This window comes from Stenotrophomonas sp. YJH_SMC_82, from assembly GCF_059368875.1.
Genome location: NZ_JCAFSE010000002.1, coordinates 405,432 through 423,085, shown reverse-complemented (window position 1 = coordinate 423,085; position 17,654 = coordinate 405,432). Strand labels below are relative to the sequence as shown.

General features: G+C 66.5%; 11 protein-coding genes and 1 pseudogene. 6 read left to right on the top strand and 6 right to left on the bottom strand.

Going from position 1 to position 17,654, the window contains the following annotated elements; translation table 11 throughout:
• Window positions 1-51 precede the first annotated feature (51 nt).
• Both AC5P53_RS09590 and AC5P53_RS09585 read left to right on the top strand, forming a co-directional pair.
• Window positions 52-2,985 carry a TonB-dependent receptor gene (locus AC5P53_RS09590; protein ID WP_241886677.1) on the top strand — a complete coding sequence of 978 codons (2,934 nt, stop codon included), beginning with the start codon at window positions 52-54 and terminating at the stop codon, window positions 2,983-2,985.
• A 10-nt stretch (window positions 2,986-2,995) separates the two neighbouring features.
• Window positions 2,996-4,591, top strand: a complete 1,596-nt coding sequence (locus AC5P53_RS09585; protein WP_126411925.1) for an alkaline phosphatase D family protein — start codon at window positions 2,996-2,998, stop codon at window positions 4,589-4,591.
• A gap of 108 nt (window positions 4,592-4,699) precedes the next feature.
• On the opposite strand, the gene AC5P53_RS09580 is transcribed toward AC5P53_RS09585, so the two are convergent.
• From AC5P53_RS09580 to AC5P53_RS09565, 4 genes are all read right to left on the bottom strand, one after another.
• Window positions 4,700-6,808: a phosphocholine-specific phospholipase C gene (locus AC5P53_RS09580; RefSeq protein WP_069117229.1), complete on the bottom strand. Its 2,109-nt coding sequence runs from the start codon at window positions 6,806-6,808 to the stop codon at window positions 4,700-4,702.
• Window positions 6,809-6,816: 8 nt separating this feature from the next.
• The gene (locus AC5P53_RS09575; protein ID WP_126411927.1) at window positions 6,817-9,195 is read right to left on the bottom strand and encodes a TonB-dependent receptor domain-containing protein; all 2,379 of its coding nucleotides are present in this window, start codon (window positions 9,193-9,195) and stop codon (window positions 6,817-6,819) included.
• A gap of 115 nt (window positions 9,196-9,310) precedes the next feature.
• Window positions 9,311-10,237 (bottom strand): c-type cytochrome, encoded by a 927-nt coding sequence (locus tag AC5P53_RS09570; protein WP_014646731.1) that lies wholly within the window; start codon window positions 10,235-10,237, stop codon window positions 9,311-9,313.
• Window positions 10,234-11,580 carry a c-type cytochrome gene (locus tag AC5P53_RS09565; protein WP_014646732.1) on the bottom strand — a complete coding sequence of 449 codons (1,347 nt, stop codon included), beginning with the start codon at window positions 11,578-11,580 and terminating at the stop codon, window positions 10,234-10,236. Before AC5P53_RS09565 ends, AC5P53_RS09570 begins: the two co-directional genes overlap by 4 nt.
• A gap of 184 nt (window positions 11,581-11,764) precedes the next feature.
• Between AC5P53_RS09565 and AC5P53_RS09560 the strand changes: the two genes are divergently transcribed.
• Window positions 11,765-12,883: an alpha/beta fold hydrolase gene (locus AC5P53_RS09560; RefSeq protein ID WP_014646733.1), complete on the top strand. Its 1,119-nt coding sequence runs from the start codon at window positions 11,765-11,767 to the stop codon at window positions 12,881-12,883.
• A gap of 82 nt (window positions 12,884-12,965) precedes the next feature.
• Here the strand turns inward: AC5P53_RS09560 and AC5P53_RS09555 are convergent, their stop codons facing one another.
• Window positions 12,966-14,105 carry an MFS transporter gene (locus tag AC5P53_RS09555; RefSeq protein ID WP_032957729.1) on the bottom strand — a complete coding sequence of 380 codons (1,140 nt, stop codon included), beginning with the start codon at window positions 14,103-14,105 and terminating at the stop codon, window positions 12,966-12,968.
• A gap of 184 nt (window positions 14,106-14,289) precedes the next feature.
• On the opposite strand from AC5P53_RS09555, the gene AC5P53_RS09550 reads away from it, so the two are divergent.
• Together AC5P53_RS09550 and AC5P53_RS09545 are read left to right on the top strand one after the other, a co-directional pair.
• A complete protein-coding gene (locus AC5P53_RS09550; protein ID WP_241886680.1) occupies window positions 14,290-14,985 on the top strand; it encodes an alpha/beta hydrolase in 696 nt (231 codons plus the stop codon).
• Window positions 14,986-15,012: 27 nt separating this feature from the next.
• Window positions 15,013-15,252 (top strand): annotated as a pseudogene (locus AC5P53_RS09545) (TonB-dependent siderophore receptor); the annotation flags it as partial.
• A gap of 115 nt (window positions 15,253-15,367) precedes the next feature.
• Here AC5P53_RS09545 and AC5P53_RS09540 read toward each other — a convergent pair.
• The gene (locus AC5P53_RS09540) at window positions 15,368-16,069 is read right to left on the bottom strand and encodes a pirin family protein (RefSeq protein WP_241886681.1); all 702 of its coding nucleotides are present in this window, start codon (window positions 16,067-16,069) and stop codon (window positions 15,368-15,370) included.
• 140 nt (window positions 16,070-16,209) lie between these two features.
• Between AC5P53_RS09540 and AC5P53_RS09535 the strand changes: the two genes are divergently transcribed.
• A complete protein-coding gene (locus AC5P53_RS09535) occupies window positions 16,210-17,130 on the top strand; it encodes a LysR family transcriptional regulator (protein ID WP_046429929.1) in 921 nt (306 codons plus the stop codon).
• Window positions 17,131-17,654: the final 524 nt, after the last annotated feature.

The following is a 17,654-nucleotide window of genomic DNA, read 5'->3' as shown; positions in this document are numbered from 1 at the left end:
TGCCGATCCGCGCAGCGGCGCCTGCTGCCTTCTCTCTTCCAAGGACCCGTGATGCGCAACACGCTCTACCTGTCGATCATCCTCGCCCTGTCTCCCGGCAGCATGCCATTGGCCTTCGCCGCCGCCGCCGATGGCCTGGAGGCGCGTGTGTCCACGCCGATCGCGGCACAGCCGCTGGCGCGTGCACTGGAGCAGTTGTCACGCAGTTCCGGGGTGCAGTTCCTGTACTCGGCCGATGGCGATGCCCGCATGGCCGGTGCGGTGCCGCGCGGTGCCACCGTCAGGCAGGCGCTGGATGCACTGCTGGCCGGTACCGGCCTGGGCTACACCGTGGTGGATGGCAATGTCATCGCCATCGATCCGGCACCGGTACGCAACGCGCCGAACCCCGGCGCACCGAAGCCGCGCGAGGCCGAGGCGGTGGTGGCGCCGACCCTGGACACGGTGAAGGTGATTGCCGCGCACGAGGTGATCGACCAGAAGAAGACCTCACCGGTAATCAAGGATTCGGTGGTCTACGACGAAATGGACAGCTACGGCGACGAGACCCTGGCCGAGAGCCTGATGGCCGCTCCAGGCCTGAGTGCGGTGGAGGATGCCGGCGAGCCACGTTACGTGACGGTGCGCGGCGTACAGGCCAACCTCAACTACACCACCATCGATGGCATCGCGATTGCCAGCGTGGGTGGCAGTGGCTCCGGCGAACGCATGAACAACCTGCAGCTGATTCCCAGCGACATCGGCACCCGTACCGACATCTACAAGAGCTTCAGTGCGGAGCAGGCACCGGATGCGATCGGCGGCGTGATCGACATCATCAGCCGCAGTGCCTTCGACCGGTCCGGCAAGTACGTGTTTGCCGACGTGGCAGGTATCTATTCCACGGCCGAGACCAACGTCGAGCGCAGCGCTGGCGGCAACCACGAAACCCTGGGCCACTTCGGCAAGAGCGCCAAGATGGTGTTCTCCAACCAGTTCGGCGCCGGGCAGGAGTTCGGCATCGTTGCGGTGGCACGCTATGAGCAGCGTTCGCGCAACAGCGTCAAGCGCTGGGTGGAGTCGAACTACTACTACAACGACGCCGGCAAGTACCTCACCGACGGCACCACCGGGCCGGATGAGGCCAAGGGTTGGAACGGGCTGCGTGCGCCCGGCAATTTCAGCACCGGCACCTACACCAACTTCATCACCAACTTCGGCGGCTCGGCCAAGCTGGAATGGAAGCCGTCGGACGATCCGTTCTACGCATCGCTGCTGCTGTACTCGTACCGGTTCTACGAGAACTCGACGATGAACAAGACCGACCTGTACGGCAACGCCAAGTTTCCGATCCGCAACCAGACCGAGGACAGCGGCACCACCCAGATCAACAGCATCTACATCAAGAACCGACACGACCGATGGGACCGCAGCAACCGCGGCGCCATCGCCAGATTCAACTGGGACATCGGCGACCGTTCGCGGCTGACCCTGCGCGGCGGCCATACCGAAGAGACTTTCCACAACAACCAGGTCTACTGGGGTGTGCGCGCCTACCCAAGCAGCCTGTTCGTCGACTACGAGAACGACAGCCACGGTTTCCCCAACGCGGTGGCGGTGTCCGATTCCAGCTTGCTGACCAGCTCGGCGTTCAAGCTCAATCCGGCGCAGGCTTATGTCTCCCCGCGCGATGCCAAGGAGAGCATCGACAACCTGCGCGCCGACTTCAGCTACAACATCGACGCCGATGCGCGTGGCTTCGGCCTGGCCACCGGCGCCGAATACCGCCACCTGAAGATCTGGCAGGACATCGACTTCGACTACTTCAGGAGCAGCGCCACGCTCAACGATTACCTGTATCCGGGATCGACGCTGCTGGGCAGCGTGCCGGGCTTCCCGCTGATCGACAACCGCAAGTGGAACGAGGAACTGCTACCGAAACTGGGCAACAACAATGCGGCGTATCCGAATGCCAACTTCACCAGTGACTACAGGTACGTGGAGGACATCACCAATGCGTACGTGTCCGCGCACTACGCCTGGGACCGGCTGCTGCTGATCGGTGGCCTGCGCCATGACCACACCCGCTTCGATGCCTACAGCCCGTTCAGCAATGATGGCGGCACCACCTATACCTCCGCCTTCCGCAACACGAGCGGTGGCTACAACAACCTGTTGCCCTCGTTGAATGCGACGTTCAAGCTGAGCGAGGACCAGCGCCTGCGCTTCTCCGCCAGCCGCACGCTGGGCCGGCCGACGCCGAGCAACATTGCCCAGGCCACCAGCACCAGCTGTGGCGATGACGAGGAGGGCAGGGGCTTCTGCACCATCAAGCAGGGCAATGCGAACCTGCAGCCGCGCCGTTCCACCAACATCGACCTTGCATGGGACCTGTACTTCAACGGCAACAACGGCCTGGTCTCGGTGGCGTTGTTCGACAAGGTAATCAAGGACGACATCTACACCCTGACCACCTTCGAGAACGTGGGCGATACCCGTTACCGGGTGACCCAACCGATGAACACCGATGAGTCCAGGCTGCGCGGCGTCGAGTTCGCGGTGGCCAACCGCAACCTGCAATGGGGCCGCCAGCGCTTCGACATGTACTTCAACGCCACGCGGCTGGAAGGCAGGACCAACTACCGCATCACCGATGGCACCGAGCGACGCCTGGACCGGCTGCTGTACCAGCCGGACTGGTCGCTCAATGGTTCGGTGATCTGGCGCATGCCGTGGAAGAACTCGCAACTGCGCCTGTCCGGAACCTACCGCAGCCGGATGCTGGTCGACTTCGGCGATACCCAGTGGCTGGACTCGTACTACGACCCGTACATGACCTTCAACATGGCCTTCAGCCACAAGGTCAGCAGGCACGTGACGCTGAAGTACGAAGCCAAGAACCTGTTCAACACCCAGCCGACCTACAGCACCGGCCCGAACGGGCGCTTCCGTACCGAGATCGACGACTACGGCCGCTTCTTCTACTTCCACATCATCTACAACTGAGGGCACAGCCGTGGAGACGATCAATCGCAGGCGATTCCTGGCCCTGGCCGGCCTGTCCGCTGCCGGCGCCTGGATGGGCACGGCACGCGCGCTGGCCGCGCAGGCCGATGCCACCACGCTGAACCCGCGCAACCTGCTGGCCAAGCCGCGCTTTGCCAGCACGCCCTTCACCCTGGGCGTGGCCTCGGGTGATCCCACGGCCGACGGCATGGTGCTGTGGACGCGGCTGGCGACGGAGCCGCTGGTGTTCGGCGGTGGCATGCCGACCCGGCCGATGGTGGTCGAATGGCAGCTGGCAGCGGACGAAGGCATGCGCAAAGTGGTACGCCAGGGTTCGGCGCTCGCGCATCCCGAACTCGGCCACGCGGTGCACGTGGAACTGGAAGGATTGGCGCCCGGACGGCCCTACTGGTACCGCTTTACCGTGGGTGGCCACGCCAGCGCAGTCGGTTGTACCCGCACGCTGCCGGCAGCCGCGGCAGCGGTGGATCGCGTGCGCTTTGTGGTGGCCGGCTGCCAGCACTACGAAGAAGGCCACTACACCGCGTGGCGGCGCATCGCCGAGGAACCGCTGGATTTCGTCTTCCACTACGGTGATTACATCTACGAAGGTGAAAGCCAGCCTGGCCTGCGGAAGATGAACGGCCAGCCGTTCACCAACCTGCGCAACCACGTCGGCCCGCAGACCTACACGCTGGATGATTACCGCCGCCGCTACGCCCAGTACAAGAGCGATGCCGACCTGCAGGCCGCGCATGCGTCGGCACCGTGGTTCGTCACTTTCGATGACCATGAAGTGGACAACAACTGGGCCGGCGCCGAAGACCAGGACGATACGCCCAGCGAAGTGTTCCTGCTGCGGCGCGCACAGGCGTTCCAGGCCTACTACGAGAACATGCCGCTGCGCCGTTCGGCATTCCCGCGCGATGGCCACATGCAGCTGTACCGGCGCGCACGCTACGGAACGCTGATGGACCTGCACCTGCTCGACACACGCCAGTACCGCAGCAAGCAGGTGAACATGGCGCTGCGTGAGGACGTGGAATCGGCGGAGCGCAGCATCGTCGGTGCGAAGCAGGAGCGCTGGCTGTTCGATGGCCTGGCCGATGCCGCGCCGCGTTGGCACACCATCGCCCATCAGGTGGCGCTGGGCAACTACATGCGCGAGAAGGACGGCGTGGTGCAGTCGTCCGATGACCAATGGTCGGGTTACCTGGACAGCCGCCGGCGCCTGCTCGACCACATCCAGAAGGTCGGCTTCGGCAACGTGGTGACCGCCTGTGGCGACGCGCACCGGCATTACGCCAGCGACCTGGTGCAGGACCATCGTGATTCGGGCGTGGTCTCCAGCGAGTTCCTTGCCACTTCGATCACTTCGGGGGCCGATGGCCAGGGCGTGGACGCTTACGCCCGCAACCAGCTTGCGCACAGCCCCAATCTGAAGGCGACCACCGACAAGCGTGGCTATGTGCTGTGCGATGTCACTCGTGATGCGTGGATCGGCGACATGAAGACGCTGGATACGGTGATGCGACCGAACGGTACCGTGCAGAGCTGGAAGCGCTACGCGGTGGAGCACGGCCGGCCGGGGCTGCAGGAGGCCTGAATCTAGCGGTCTGCGCTGTAGAGCCGAGCCCACTCTCGGCTGCTTCTTTCGGGGCAATGCGACCGGGGCGAAAGCAGCCGAGCATGGGCTCGGCTCTACAGGGATTCTTCAATCGTGCTCGAACCGCAGCGGTTCGGTGCCCATCGCCGGGTCACTGGTGCCGGGGCGACCATCCTCGGCGCGGCCGGCCAAACGCAGCACACTCCCACCCGCGCTGATGCGCAGGTCATACCAGCCGGCGGTAGGCGTTGCATCCCACGCCAATGAAGTCTGCGCATGTGCGGGCAGCGCCAATGTCTGTTCGGGCATGTGTCCTGCATAGGCGCCGCCATGCACGCGCACCTGCTGTGCACTGTCACCCAGATTGCGCAGGTGCAGCCGCAGCTGGCCATCCGCGCGATCGATTGAAGCCTGCACGGCAGGAGCCTTGGCCGCACCCTGAAAGTGGCGGTGGAAGCCGTTCGGACCGAGCAGCCACAGGTCATAGCGGCCCTGGGCGTCCAGCGGCCAACGCTCGCGCAGCGGCATGCCCGGCAGCAGCGTGTAACGGCGCGGCACCGCCTCCAGCCGCAGCCGATCGTAGACATGCAGCACTGCCGCTGCGCCCTCGCAGGACAACGCCAGGTCAACGCCCGCGACGTCGACCGCAGCAATCGATGCCTGCGGTCGATAGGGAAGGGCGCGCGCCGGGCGTACACCGCTTTCCTGTTTCGCTGGCTTCAGCCCCTCTGGCAGCGCGGGCACGGTGCGCCCCGGCAAAGCAGCGGCGCGTGCGGCCACCGCGCTCACGTCGGGCAGGCCGCGGACGAACGGGCGGGTATCGCGCTGGGCAAAGTCGAACGCAGTGCTGAGGTCGCCGCAGACCGCGCGGCGCCACGGCGAGATGTCCGGCGCGGACACACCAAAGCGGCGTTCGATCAGCCGAATGACCGAGGTGTGGTCGTACACCTGCGAATCGACCCAGCCACCGCGGCTCCAGGGCGAGATCACGTACAGCGGCACGCGCGGGCCCAGTCCATACGGGCGGCCGCGCAGTTCGGCGAAGTCGTACTTCTCATCTCCCGGTGCCGGATGGCGGTGGTACTCGCCTTCAGTGCTGACCGAGGACGCACCCGCCCAGCCACCGTCCACCGGCGAAGGCGGTGCCGGTGGTGGCATGTGGTCGAAGAAACCGTCGTTCTCATCGAACATCAGCAGCAGGGCAGTGCGGCTCCACACCTGCGGATCGGCGGTCAGTGCATCCAGCACGCGTGCGGTATAGGCCGCGCCCTGGGCCGGGCTGGAGGGGCCGGGATGCTCGCTGCCGGCCGCGTCGGCGATGATGAAGCTGACCTGCGGCAGGCGTCCGTCGATGACGTCCTGGCGCAGCTGCGCCAGGCCACGCGTGCTGACCCCGCGTGCGCGCAGCTGCGGGTCATGCCCCGGCGCAGCGCGGTAGGCCTGGCGGAACGCCTCGAAGCCGGCCAGCGGGTTGTCGGTGAAGTTGTCGGCCATGTCCTGGTAGATCTGCCAGGATACCCCCGCCTTCTGCAGGCGTTCGACATAGCTGGCCCAGCGGTACGACGCAGGATGCCCGCCGTGCTCGGGGAAGTTGTCGTGCGAGTTGGCGATCACCGGGCCGCCGGCGCGGGCGGCAGCATCGTTGTGGCCGGTCCACAGGAACACCCGGTTCGGGTTGGTTCCGGCCTGCATCGCGCAGTGGTAGGCGTCGCAGATGGTGAAGGCATCGGCCAGGGCGAACTGGAAGGGCAGGTCGCTGCGCTGGAAGTAGCCCATCGAGTGGTTCTGCTTGGCTTTCGGCCATTGCCCCATGCGTCCGTGGTCCCAGGCCCGCTGTGCATCCGGCCAGGTGTGCGGCGTGCCTTCCACGCGCATGTAGCCGAAGTGCGCGGCGGTATCCAGCGGGAACGGCGCAATCGCGCGCTTGCCGCTGGCATCGGGCTGCAGCCACAGGCTGCGCGCGCGGGCGCCGGCCTGCAGTGCCTGCGCCGGAGCGACGAAGCGATCGCCGAAACCCCGCACACCCGGCAGCGTGCCGAAGTAGTGGTCGAACGAACGGTTCTCCTGCATGAACACCACGATGTGCTGCAGGTCTTCCAGGCTGCGGGTTTGCGCGGCGGGGGCGATCGCGGCGGCCCGGGCGATGCTGGGCAGCAGCGGGGAAAGGCCGGCGGCAACGCCGGCCTGCAACAACCGGCGTCGGCCGATATCGGTCACGGGCTCACTCACAGGTCCACACGGAAGGAGATGCCGACGGTGCGCGGAGCGCCGATGAAGGCGTTGTCGCGGCCGTCCACCCCCGCAAGATACCGCTTGTCGGTGAGGTTGCTCACCACCAGGTTGGCACCCATGCCCTTCAGGCGCGGCGACAGGCCCTGCAGGTCGAAGCCGATGTTCGCGTTGAACACGGTGGCCGAGGGCAGCTTGTTGACGTTGGCGGCGTCGAGGTAGCGGGTGCCCAGGTAACGGCCGGACAGGCCGAAGTTCCAGTTCTCGCCCTGCCAGTCCGCCGAGAGTACGAGGGTCTGTTCGGGTTGGCCGATCACCTTGGCGCCGTCGACGATGCCCAGCTGGGTATCACGCGCGGCATCGCCACTGCCCAGGTACTTGGAGCGGTTGTAGGTATAGGCGGCGTTGAGGCGCCAGCCGTTGTCCCAGCCATAGCCGAACGCCGCTTCCAGGCCGTTGCTTTCCACGCCGCCGAAGTTCTCGTAGACGCCGTCGGTCTCGCCCAGGTAGTCGATGCCGCTGACGAAGCCGGCCGGCAGGTAGACGATGCGGTTGTCGAACTTGATGTTGTACAGCGTGACCGAGGCGGTCAGGGGCCAGCGGCTGATGCGCATGCCCATTTCAATGTTGTCGGCGGTCTCCGGCTCGACGTTGCGGAAGCGCTGCGGGTCGGTCTCGCCGAGCACGCCGGAGGGGATGGCGGCGAAGTTCTGCGAGAAGCCCGCGAACAGCTCCATGCCTTCCACGCCGGGCGCCCAGGTGAAGCCGGTGGACAGCAGCGGATCGGACCTGGAGTCGGATGTGACGTGCTCGCTGGCACCGATCACGCGGCGGCGCGACTGGTCGACGAAGAACTGCTTCACGCCGAGGCGCGCGCTGAACGGGCCGAAGCGGGCCACGTCCTCGACGTAGTACATCTGTTCGTCGACCTTGTACTTGTCCTCGAACTGTACCCAGTACGGCTGGTGGTCGAAGGCGATGTCCTGGCCGACGTTGAGCAGGCGATGCCAGTCGCGGCGTGCCGAACGGTCCAGCTTCTCCACCCACAGGCCGCCGCGGATCGTGTTGTCGACTGCGCCGAAAGTCTGGCGCCATTCGACGTCGGCAGTAACGCCCATGCGGTCGTTGTCGTAGTGGGTGTGGCGATACGACTGCGCGCCCAGCACGTTGCCGGCGTAGCAGTTCGGATCGTACTCGGCGGTGAAGCCCAGGCGCGGGCTGCAGCTGGCCAGGCGCTGCGCGGCACTGCCATCGGGATTGACGAAGAAAATCTGGCCACGGTTGCTGCCGCCGTACACGGTCTTGCCACCGAGGTATTCCGACTCCGGGCGACCGGCTCCGTCATCGCTGACCTGCGCCAGATACGGTGGCAGCCAGTCGCCGCGGCCTTGCATGCGGTGCCCGTAGGCGGCCACCGAGGCCTTGAAGCCGTTGCCACCGTCGAAGGCCGCGCGCAGGTAGCCGAAGGTGTTCTCGCGCAGCGCACGCGAGCCGGAACGGTAGTTCTGGTCCAGGTAGGGAATGCCGGTGAGGGTACCGACCAGGTTGTCGCGATCCGGATTGGTCGCGAAGCCCTTCGGTGAGACGCTGGTGTACTCCGGCTCGTCCGCATCGTTGTAGGACAGGTAGCCGGTCAGGGTCCAGCGATCCAGTTCGGTGATGAACTTGCCGGCGATGTGGTCATTGCTGGTCTTGCCGCTGCCATCGATCCAGTCATGCACGCGCGCCGACGAGGCACTGACCCAGGCGCGGGTGTGGCCGCCGAGCAGGCCGGTGTCGTAGCGCACGTAGTACTTGCGTGCCTCGTTGTCACCGGCGCCGACCACGAAGCGCAGGCGGCTGTCCTGCAGCGGATCGCTGGTGAGGAAGTTGAGCGTGCCGCCCAGGGCCTCGTTCGAGCGCGAGGAGATATCGGCAGTGCCCTGGCTGACTTCCACCGTTTCCAGGTCGAGGGTGTCGATGTAGCGGTTGGCCAGCGAGCCGCCGCCGTAACCCGAGCCACCATTGGGCAGGCCGTCGATGGTGGTGCCGATCTGCTGGGTATCACGGTTGGTGACGAAGCCACGCATGCTGATCTGCGTGCCCCACACCGACGAGCCGGTGGCATCGGCCTCGCTGACCACCACGCCGGGCACTTCGTTGAGCGCGTCGTTGACGCTGCTCATCACGGTCTGCCGGTTCAGCGTTTCCGCACGCACGGAAGTCTTGGCATAGCTGGTGGCCTGGCCGATCACCTGCACCTGGTCGAGGGTGCGGGCCTCACTGCTGCGCGCTTCAGCGGCATCGCCCTGCGGTGCTTCGGCCAGGGCGTCCAGTGCGGGAGCGATCAGCAGGGCAAGCAGCGAGACACGGGGAAAGCGCGCAGACGTTCGCATCGAGACCGGACCTTCAGAGCAGGGAAGCCCCGGAGTGTCGGCAGCGCCAATGACATCGGCATGACGTGGCGATGCAGGAATCGTGTTCTGCGACGGCCGGCACCCGCCGCCTGCTTCAGTACCGTGCGTCCTTGGGCTTCGGGTCACGCGGCCAGTCCTTGCCCTTGTTGGCGAAGTCCGGCCGCGGCTGGTTGATGAAATAGCCGGCGATGTCCACCGCATCCTGGTCCGGCATCACCTGCTGCCCCAGCGGCGGTGCGCGGGTCACTGCCGGTGGCATGTTGTGCTTGATGAAACCGGCCGCCTTGTACAGGCGCGCCATGCCGGCACCGATGTTGAAGCTGTGGTCGCCCCACAGCGGCGGGAAGGCGATGTCACCGCTGGCATCGCGTCGGCCTTCGCCGTTGTCGCCATGGCAGGCGGCGCACTGCACGGCATACAGCGCCTGGCCGCGGACCGGGTCCGGAGTCAGCGTGCTGTCGATGGGGCCCTCACTGGGCGCGGCCACTTTTGCACCCTCTGGCACCGGGCTGCTCAGCCACGCCATGTAGTCGAGCATCGCGCGCATCTGCGGTGCGTCCTTCGGCAGCGGCTTGCCGTTCATCGAGCGCTGCAGGCAGCCATTGATGCGCTCGGTCAGCCCGATCACCTTGCCCGGGCGCGGCATGTAGCGCGGATAGGCACCGCCGCCGGTATTGAAGTAGTGGTTGCCGAACGGTCGCTTGCCCTCGGCCATGTGGCACGAATTGCAGTTCAGATCGTTGCCGACGTTGTCCGGAAGCAGGCGCGCGGTCTCGTTGAGGATGCGCCGGCCGAGCATCACCGATTCGGCATTGCCCAGTCCGGCGATCTCCTCGGCACTGGGCGCGTGGTAGTGGGCGACCACCTTGCCCTGTGCATCGAGGATATCGATCGTACTGGCTACGGCGGCATCCAGGCCCGGGTGCAGGTGACGATAGGCGAGGGTGCCCGCACCGGCCAGCAGCACCACGGTGATCGCACTACCGAGCAGCAGGCGGGAACGTTTGCGCGAACGCTTCATCGTGCGGCCTCCTGCGGAACGAAGTGCACCGGCTTGTCACGCACCACCCGGCGCATGCGTGCCACCTCGACCTCGCTCACCGCGCTGGCCTGGTTGCCCCAGCTGCTGCGGATGAAGGTCAGGATCTGTGCCAGCTGCGCGTTCGGCAGCTGCTCGAAGCCGGGCATGGTGAAGGCCATGCGGTCGTGCGGGGTGTGCGGGGTGCGACCCCCGATCAGGGTCACCTGCACCAGCGAACTGGGATCGTCGGCGAACACGATCGAGTTGCCTGCCAGGGCAGGATAGACGCGTGGCATGCCGCGCCCGTCGGCACGGTGGCAGGCCTGGCAGTGCTCGGCATAGGCCAGCGAACCGGCCACGCGATAGTCGCCACTACGCAGCGCGGCGGTGGTGGTGTCGGTACCAGGCGACCACTGCGCACTGCGTCCCTCACGCGCCGGCAGCTGCTTCAGGTAGCGCGCCATGGCCAGCAGGTCAGCGTCGGACAGGTACTGCGTGCTGTGCTCGACCACGTCGGCCATGCCACCGAAGGCTGCCGATCGATCGGTGCGCCCGGTGCGCAGGAAGTCGACGATCTCGCCCTCGCTCCAGCTGGCCAGGCCGGTCGATTCATTGCGCAGGTTCTTCGCATACCAGCCTTCCAGCACCGAGCCGGACAGGAACTGGCGGCTGCCATCGTCGGCCATCGCCTTCTCCTGGAACGCCAGCCCACGTGGTGTATGACAGGCGCCGCAGTGGGCCAGGCCCTCAACCAGCTCAGCGCCACGCTGCTGGCCCACATCCAGCGACGGATCCGGGTTGAAGCTGCGCGGGCGCGCGAACAGCAGCTGCCACCATGCCAAAGGCCAGCGCATGTTGGCCGGCCATGGAATCGTGCTGTCGGCGTTGCTTTGCTTCACCGGCTGCACCGAGCCCATGAAATAGGCATACAGCGCCTTGATCTCGGCATCGCTGGCGATCACGTACGAGGCATACGGCATCGCCGGATACAGCGGCTGGCCGTCGTGGCGGATGCCGCGGCGGACCGCGCGTTCGAAATCGGCGTAGTCGTAGGCACCAATGCCGGAGTCCGGATCGGGGGTGATGTTGGTCGAATAGATCGTGCCCATCGGCGTCTGCATGCCCAGGCCACCGGCGAACGGCTTGCCGCCCGGCGCGGTGTGGCAGGCCGCGCAGTCGGCGGCACGTGACAGGTAGCGCCCCTGCGCGATCAGCGCCGGATCGTGGATGTCGACCTGCGCAGTCTGTCGCGGTGCGAACCAGTAGGGCGTGCTGCGGGCGATGCCGTAGGCGGCGGCCACCGTGGCGGCCAGGGCAATGGCGAGCTTGAACGAGATGCGCATGGCGGCACTGTGGGCACTCCCGGGCGCGCGTTCATTGATCCGGATCAATGACTGAACGGATACAGCTTTTACACCAAACTGAATCGTTCCTGCGTTGTCATCAAGCCGTCATCCGTGCGCGATAGATGGCCGGTCTATTGGGCGTTACCGTCCCAATCTGTCTGATTCACCCCTATGACGTGATATGAAGCGCCTGCTGCTGTTGTTGCTGGCGTGCGCCGGCCTGTGGCTGGCCGCATGCTCATCCTCGATCAACGCCTCGTCCACCTCACTCGCCGATCAGCTGATCGCGCCGGGCGGCGTGTCGACCCTGCTCGATCGTCCGCGCATCGCCGCGGCCATCGCCGAACTGCCCAACCGCCATGGCTTCGCGGCGGGCCGCGATGGCGTGCCGATCTTCTGGCGCGTATTCGATCCGGGCGACTACGGCGCGCGTTACCGCTACCTGCCGCAGCGCCACGAGAACGGCCTGCCGCTGGATACCGGCCTGAGCCTGGCCGTGCCGCAGCCGTTCCGCGCGCAGGCGCCGCGCGGCACCGTGGTGCTGCTGCATGGGTGGATGATGAACGGTGATTCGATGCTGCCATGGTCGCTGCAGCTGGCCGAATCCGGCTACCGCGTGGTCACGCTCGACCTGCGCAACCATGGCCAGTCCGGCACCGGCCCGTCCGGCTATGGCACCTATGAGTCGGATGACGTGGTCGATGTGATCGGCGAGCTGCGCGCGCGCGGCGAAGTGACCGGGCCCCTGTACCTGTTCGGTGTGTCCTATGGTGCGGCCACGGCGGTGTTCACCGCCGACAAGCTGGGTGACCAGGTCGAAGGCGTGGTGGCGATGGAATCGTTCGCCAATGCCGGCGTGGCGATCCGCACCATGATCCCGCACCTGATGGGGCTCCAGCCGGAAGGCCTGAAGGCGCAGGCGGTGGCGTCGTACGCGCGCTGGCGCTACGGCGGCCAGGACATCAACCAGGTGATCGCCGCCGCCAGCCGCCGCATCGACGTCGATCTGGACCGCGTGGACGTCGCGCGTGCGTTGGCCGATACCCGCGCCTGCGTGCTGTTGCTGCACGGGCAGGGCGACCAGCACATTCCGGTCAGCCAGGGCCGCGAACTGGCCCAGGCCAACCCGCGCGCGCACTACATCGAAATGCGCGGCGAGGACCACATCACCCTGCCGCTGCGGCTGGACCTGCTGGCGGGCGTGGTCGATGACTGGATGGCGCGCGACGAGCACCATCCGCAGAGCGCGTGCCCGGCACCGCAGCTGCCGGCCCAGGCTGAGTGGCTGGCGCGCAGCTGAGAAAAAGGGGACGGAGGGGATTAAGTCGTTTCCAGGCCAGGTGTGCGGGAAACGACTTAATCCCCTCCGTCCCCTTTTTCTGTCAGGCCACGCGTCGTGCCAGTGCGCGGGCAGACGCCGCGACGCCGAGCAGCAGCGCGGCCACGCACAGGAAGGCGAAACCGAGGCTGGTGGCATGCGCCAGTGCGCCGATCGCTGCCGGACCGGCGAGGATGCCGGCGTAACCCAGTGTGGTCACCGCGGTGATGGCGATGCTCTCCGGCATCACCCGCTGCTGGCCCGCCATCGAGAACAGCGCCGGCACGATGTTGGCGCAGCCCAGCCCGACCAGTACGTAGCCGGCCAACGCCACCGGGAACGAGGGCACCAGCGTGGCCAGGGTGAAGCCCGCCGCAGCGGTGATGCCGCCGATGACCAGCGTGCGGGTCCGGCCGAGGCGCTCGACGATGCCGTCGCCGAACAGGCGCATCGCGGTCATCGCCAGGGTGAACAACGCAAAGCCGGCCCCGGCCTGGTCGCGCGGTACCTGCCGCACTTCCGCCAGGAACACCGCACTCCAGTCCAGCATTGAGCCCTCGGCAAGGAACACCACGAAGGCCAGCACGCCGATGAACAGGACCACGCCGTGCGGCAGCGCCAATAGCGGGCCTTCGTGCAGGATCCGTTGCGGACGCCAGTGCGGTGCCGACAGCACGGCAACCAGCAGCAGCGCGGCCACCGAAAGCAGCGCGGCCAGCCACAGCGGCGTGCCGAGGATCAGCAGCCCGGTCATGCAGCCGGCGCCGACGAATCCACCGATGCTGTAGAAGGCGTGGAAGCCGGACATCATCGCGCGTCCGGCGTCGCGCTCGACTGCCACGGCCTGCATGTTCATCGCGCAATCCAATGCACCGACGCCGGCGCCGAACACGAACAGCGCTGCGCCCAGCGCCACGGGCGAGGGTGCCAGCACCAGCAAGGGCAGGGCGCCCAGCATCATCGCGCAGGTGATCACCATCACCCGACGGCATCCCAGTCGCCCGGTCAGCGCACCTGCCAGTGGCATCGCCAGCAACGAACCCAGCCCGAGGCACAGCAGCACGGCGCCGAGACTGGCGTCGGACAGCCCGGCCTTGGCCTTTGCGTAGGGCACCATCGGCGCCCACGCGGCGGTGGCGAAGCCGGGAATGAAGAAGGCGGCACGGGTGGCGTGCTGCTGGGCACGTGGGGATGAAGGCGTCATGCGCGATGCGAAGCTCCGGGAGAGCTCCATGAAATCGTTATCAGGCCAGGTCGGCAAGTGCCATGCCCGACATCAAACGACGCATACGATTGCAGTGACCCGATTGCGTCACCAGCGATTAACGCCACGCACGGACAGTGGCTGCACAGTCGGCATCCCGCCGGCCGCTGCCGGAGACCTGTACATGAGCACGACACCGACCATCCTCCTTGTCCATGGATTCTGGGGCGGGGCCGCACATTGGGCCAAGGTGATCCTGGAACTGCATCGCAACGTCCACGACCGCGTGCAGGCGGTGGAACTGCCGCTTACCTCGCTGGCCGACGACGCAGGACGCACCCGGAAAATGATCCGGCAGATCGACGGGCCGGTGCTGCTGGTCGGCCACTCCTACGGCGGCGCGGTGATCAGCCAGGCCGGTAGCGAGCCCAACGTGAAGGGCCTGGTCTACATCGCTGCCTTCGCGCCTGATGCCGGCGAGAGCCCCGGTGGCATCACCCAGCAGCACCTGCCGGAGGCAGCGCCGAACCTGGCACCCGACAGCGATGGCTACCTGTGGCTGCGTGCGGACAGGTTCCATGAGAGCTTCTGCCAGGACCTGAGCGCCGACGAGGGCCGGGTGATGGCGGTGACCCAGAAGGCGCCGTTGGCGAGCACCTTCGGTGATGCGGTCAGCGATCCGGCCTGGAAGCACAAGCCGAGCTGGTACCAGCTGTCCCGCCAGGACCGCATGATCGCGCCGGACAACCAGAAGGCCATGGCCACGCGCATCCAGCCCAAGCGATTGCTGGAGCTGGATGCCAGCCATGCCTCGCTGGCCTCGCAGCCGAAGGAAGTGACCGCGCTGATCCTGGAGGCCTGCGCCGCCATCGGCGGCTGAGCCTGCGCGGCGCGTCGCACCGCACGACAGGATTCCACCTTCGGCGAGATCACCAACCCGGCCACGCAGGCCAAGGTGGTACATCGCACCCAACCGTATTGGTTGCTGGATGCGATGGCGCGTTATGAATTCAGTGATCGCCTGTCGGCCACGCTCAACGTCAACAACCTGCTGGACAAGCGCTACTACACGATCTTCAGCTGGTACAGCACCTACACCTGGGGTGAGCCGCGCAATGTGCGGCTGGCGATGACGTACAGGTTCTGACGCGGGTCCTGTAGAGCCGAGCCCGCGCTCGGCTGGCTGTCACACCGCAGCCGAGCGTGGGCTCGGCTCTACGGAAATGCGCCCGCGATGCTTTGCGGCATCGCGGGCGTTGTGGTTACAGCGGCAGGTCGAACACCAGCACTTCGGCGTCGTTGCCGTTCTCCAGGGTCAGCTGCGCTTCGTCGCTGACCTGCAGTGCATCACCGGCTTCCAGGGTGATGCCATTGACCTGCAGCTGGCCTCGGGCAACCTGCACATAGGCACCACGGCCATTGCCGAGCGCGTGGTGCAGCTTCTGGCCGCCATCGAGGATGGTGGCGAAGATGCGGGCATCCTGGTGGATGCGCAGCGAACCGTCGGCACCGTCCGGCGAAGCGATCAGGCGCAGCTGGCCGCGCTTGGTCTCCGGGGCGAAGTGGGTCTCCTCGTAGGACGGCGTGATGTTCTCGCGGTCCGGGAAGATCCAGATCTGCAGGAAGTGCACGGTCTCGTCGGCCGAGTTGTTGAATTCGCTGTGGCTGACACCACTACCGGCACTCATGCGCTGCACGTCGCCGTAGCGCAGCACCGAGCCGGTGCCCATCGAGTCCTTGTGCTCCAGCGCGCCGCCCAGCACATAGGAAACGATCTCCATGTTGCTGTGGCTATGGGTGCCGAAGCCCTGGCCGCCGATCACCTTGTCTTCGTTGATCACCCGCAGCGGGCCGAAGCTGACGTAGCGGGGGTCGTAGTAGTTGGCGAAGGAGAAGGTATGGCGCGAGGACAGCCAGCCATGCTCGGCCAGGCCACGGGTAGCGCTCTTGCGGATCTGCAGCATGATGGAATCTCCTTGTTCGATGGTTTCGATGGGGCGGGGTGAGGCGGTAGTTGCCGTGTTTCCCCGTTGGAGAGAAGTATCTGCTTGCGCCCGGGGTTTGAAAAACGGATAGTTTTGACGGCCATCATCGAAAAATTCGAATGCTCAAGCTCAGCCTCGATGCCCTGCAGATCCTGGATGCCATCGACCGCCGCGGCTCTTTTGCCGGCGCCGGCAAGGCGCTGCACAAGGTGCCCTCGACCATTTCCTACACTGTGGCCAAGCTGGAGGAGGACCTGGGCGTGCAGCTGTTCGACCGGGTCGGCCCGCGTGCCGAACCGACCGAGGCCGGACGCGCCCTGCTGGACGAGGGTCGGCATCTCCTGCGTGCGGCCCGCGAGCTGGAGCTGCGGGTGCGCCGGGTGGCGTCGGGCTGGGAGACCGAACTGACCCTGGCGGTGGACTCGGTGTTCCCGACCTGGCTGCTGGGCCCGGACATCGCCGCGTTTCGTGAGGCGGAGGCGCCGACCCGGCTGCGGCTGATCGGCGAGGCCTTGTCCGGCACCTGGGAGGCCCTGCTGGACCGCCGCGCCGACCTGCTGGTCGGGGCGCCGGGCGAGGGGCCCAGTGGCGGTGGTTACGTGGTCGAGCCGCTGGGCACGGTGGAGTTCGTGTTCGCGGTCGCACCGGATCATCCGTTGGCCAAGGTGCCGGGCGTGCTCGGTCGCGAGCAGCTGGTCGAGCACTGCGCGATCGCCGTTTCTGATTCGGCGCGGCGGTTGCTGCCGCGCACGGTGGGCCTGTTGATGGGGCAGGAGATGCTGACCGTGCCTGACATGGCCAGCAAACTGAAGCTGCAATGCGAAGGTGTGGGCTTCGGCTTCCTGCCCGAGCCGTGCGCGCGTGCTGCAGTGGCGCGTGGCCAGCTGGTGATCCGCGAGGTGGAGGAACACAAGCCGGAGGAAACGTTCTGGCTGGCCTGGCGCACCGGCGAGGACGGCGCGGCACTGCGGTGGTGGCGCGAGCGCCTGCGCAGGCCGGAGCTGCTGTCGCAGTGGTGGCAGGCAATGGCCAAGGGGTAGGGTTTGGCAGGGCTGCGCCCTGCACCCGCCGAGGCCAAAGCAACAGCAACAGCAACAGCAACAGCAACAGCAACAGCAACAGCAAAAGCGTGCATTCCGTGAGATGGCGGGGTGGGTCCGGTTGCGGGGGCCGCTGCAAGTACGTCCATGTAAGCTCGGTCGCCGCATCCATGCGGCTCACGCCCCCGCAACCGGACCCACCCCGCCTTCGACAGTTTTCCGCGATCTGTCGGAACGGCGTACTGCTCTGGTAGGTGTCGACCTTGGTCGACACGGTGGATCCACGTCATGCGTGGTTGAATTCACTCGATATCTGACAGATGTGTCGACCAAGGTCGACACCTACCAACAGCCGCGTGAACCTGTCGAAGGTGGGGCGGTGTCGGAGTGCGGGGTGTCAGCCGCATGGGCCCGAGGCATGCCTCGGGCGGGTTGGGCAGGACGCCCAACCCCGGTCTTGCCGTGTGCGCAGGAAAGCGCACACGAGCAAGCGGCTGCCAAGCCTGCATGGACGTACTTGCGGC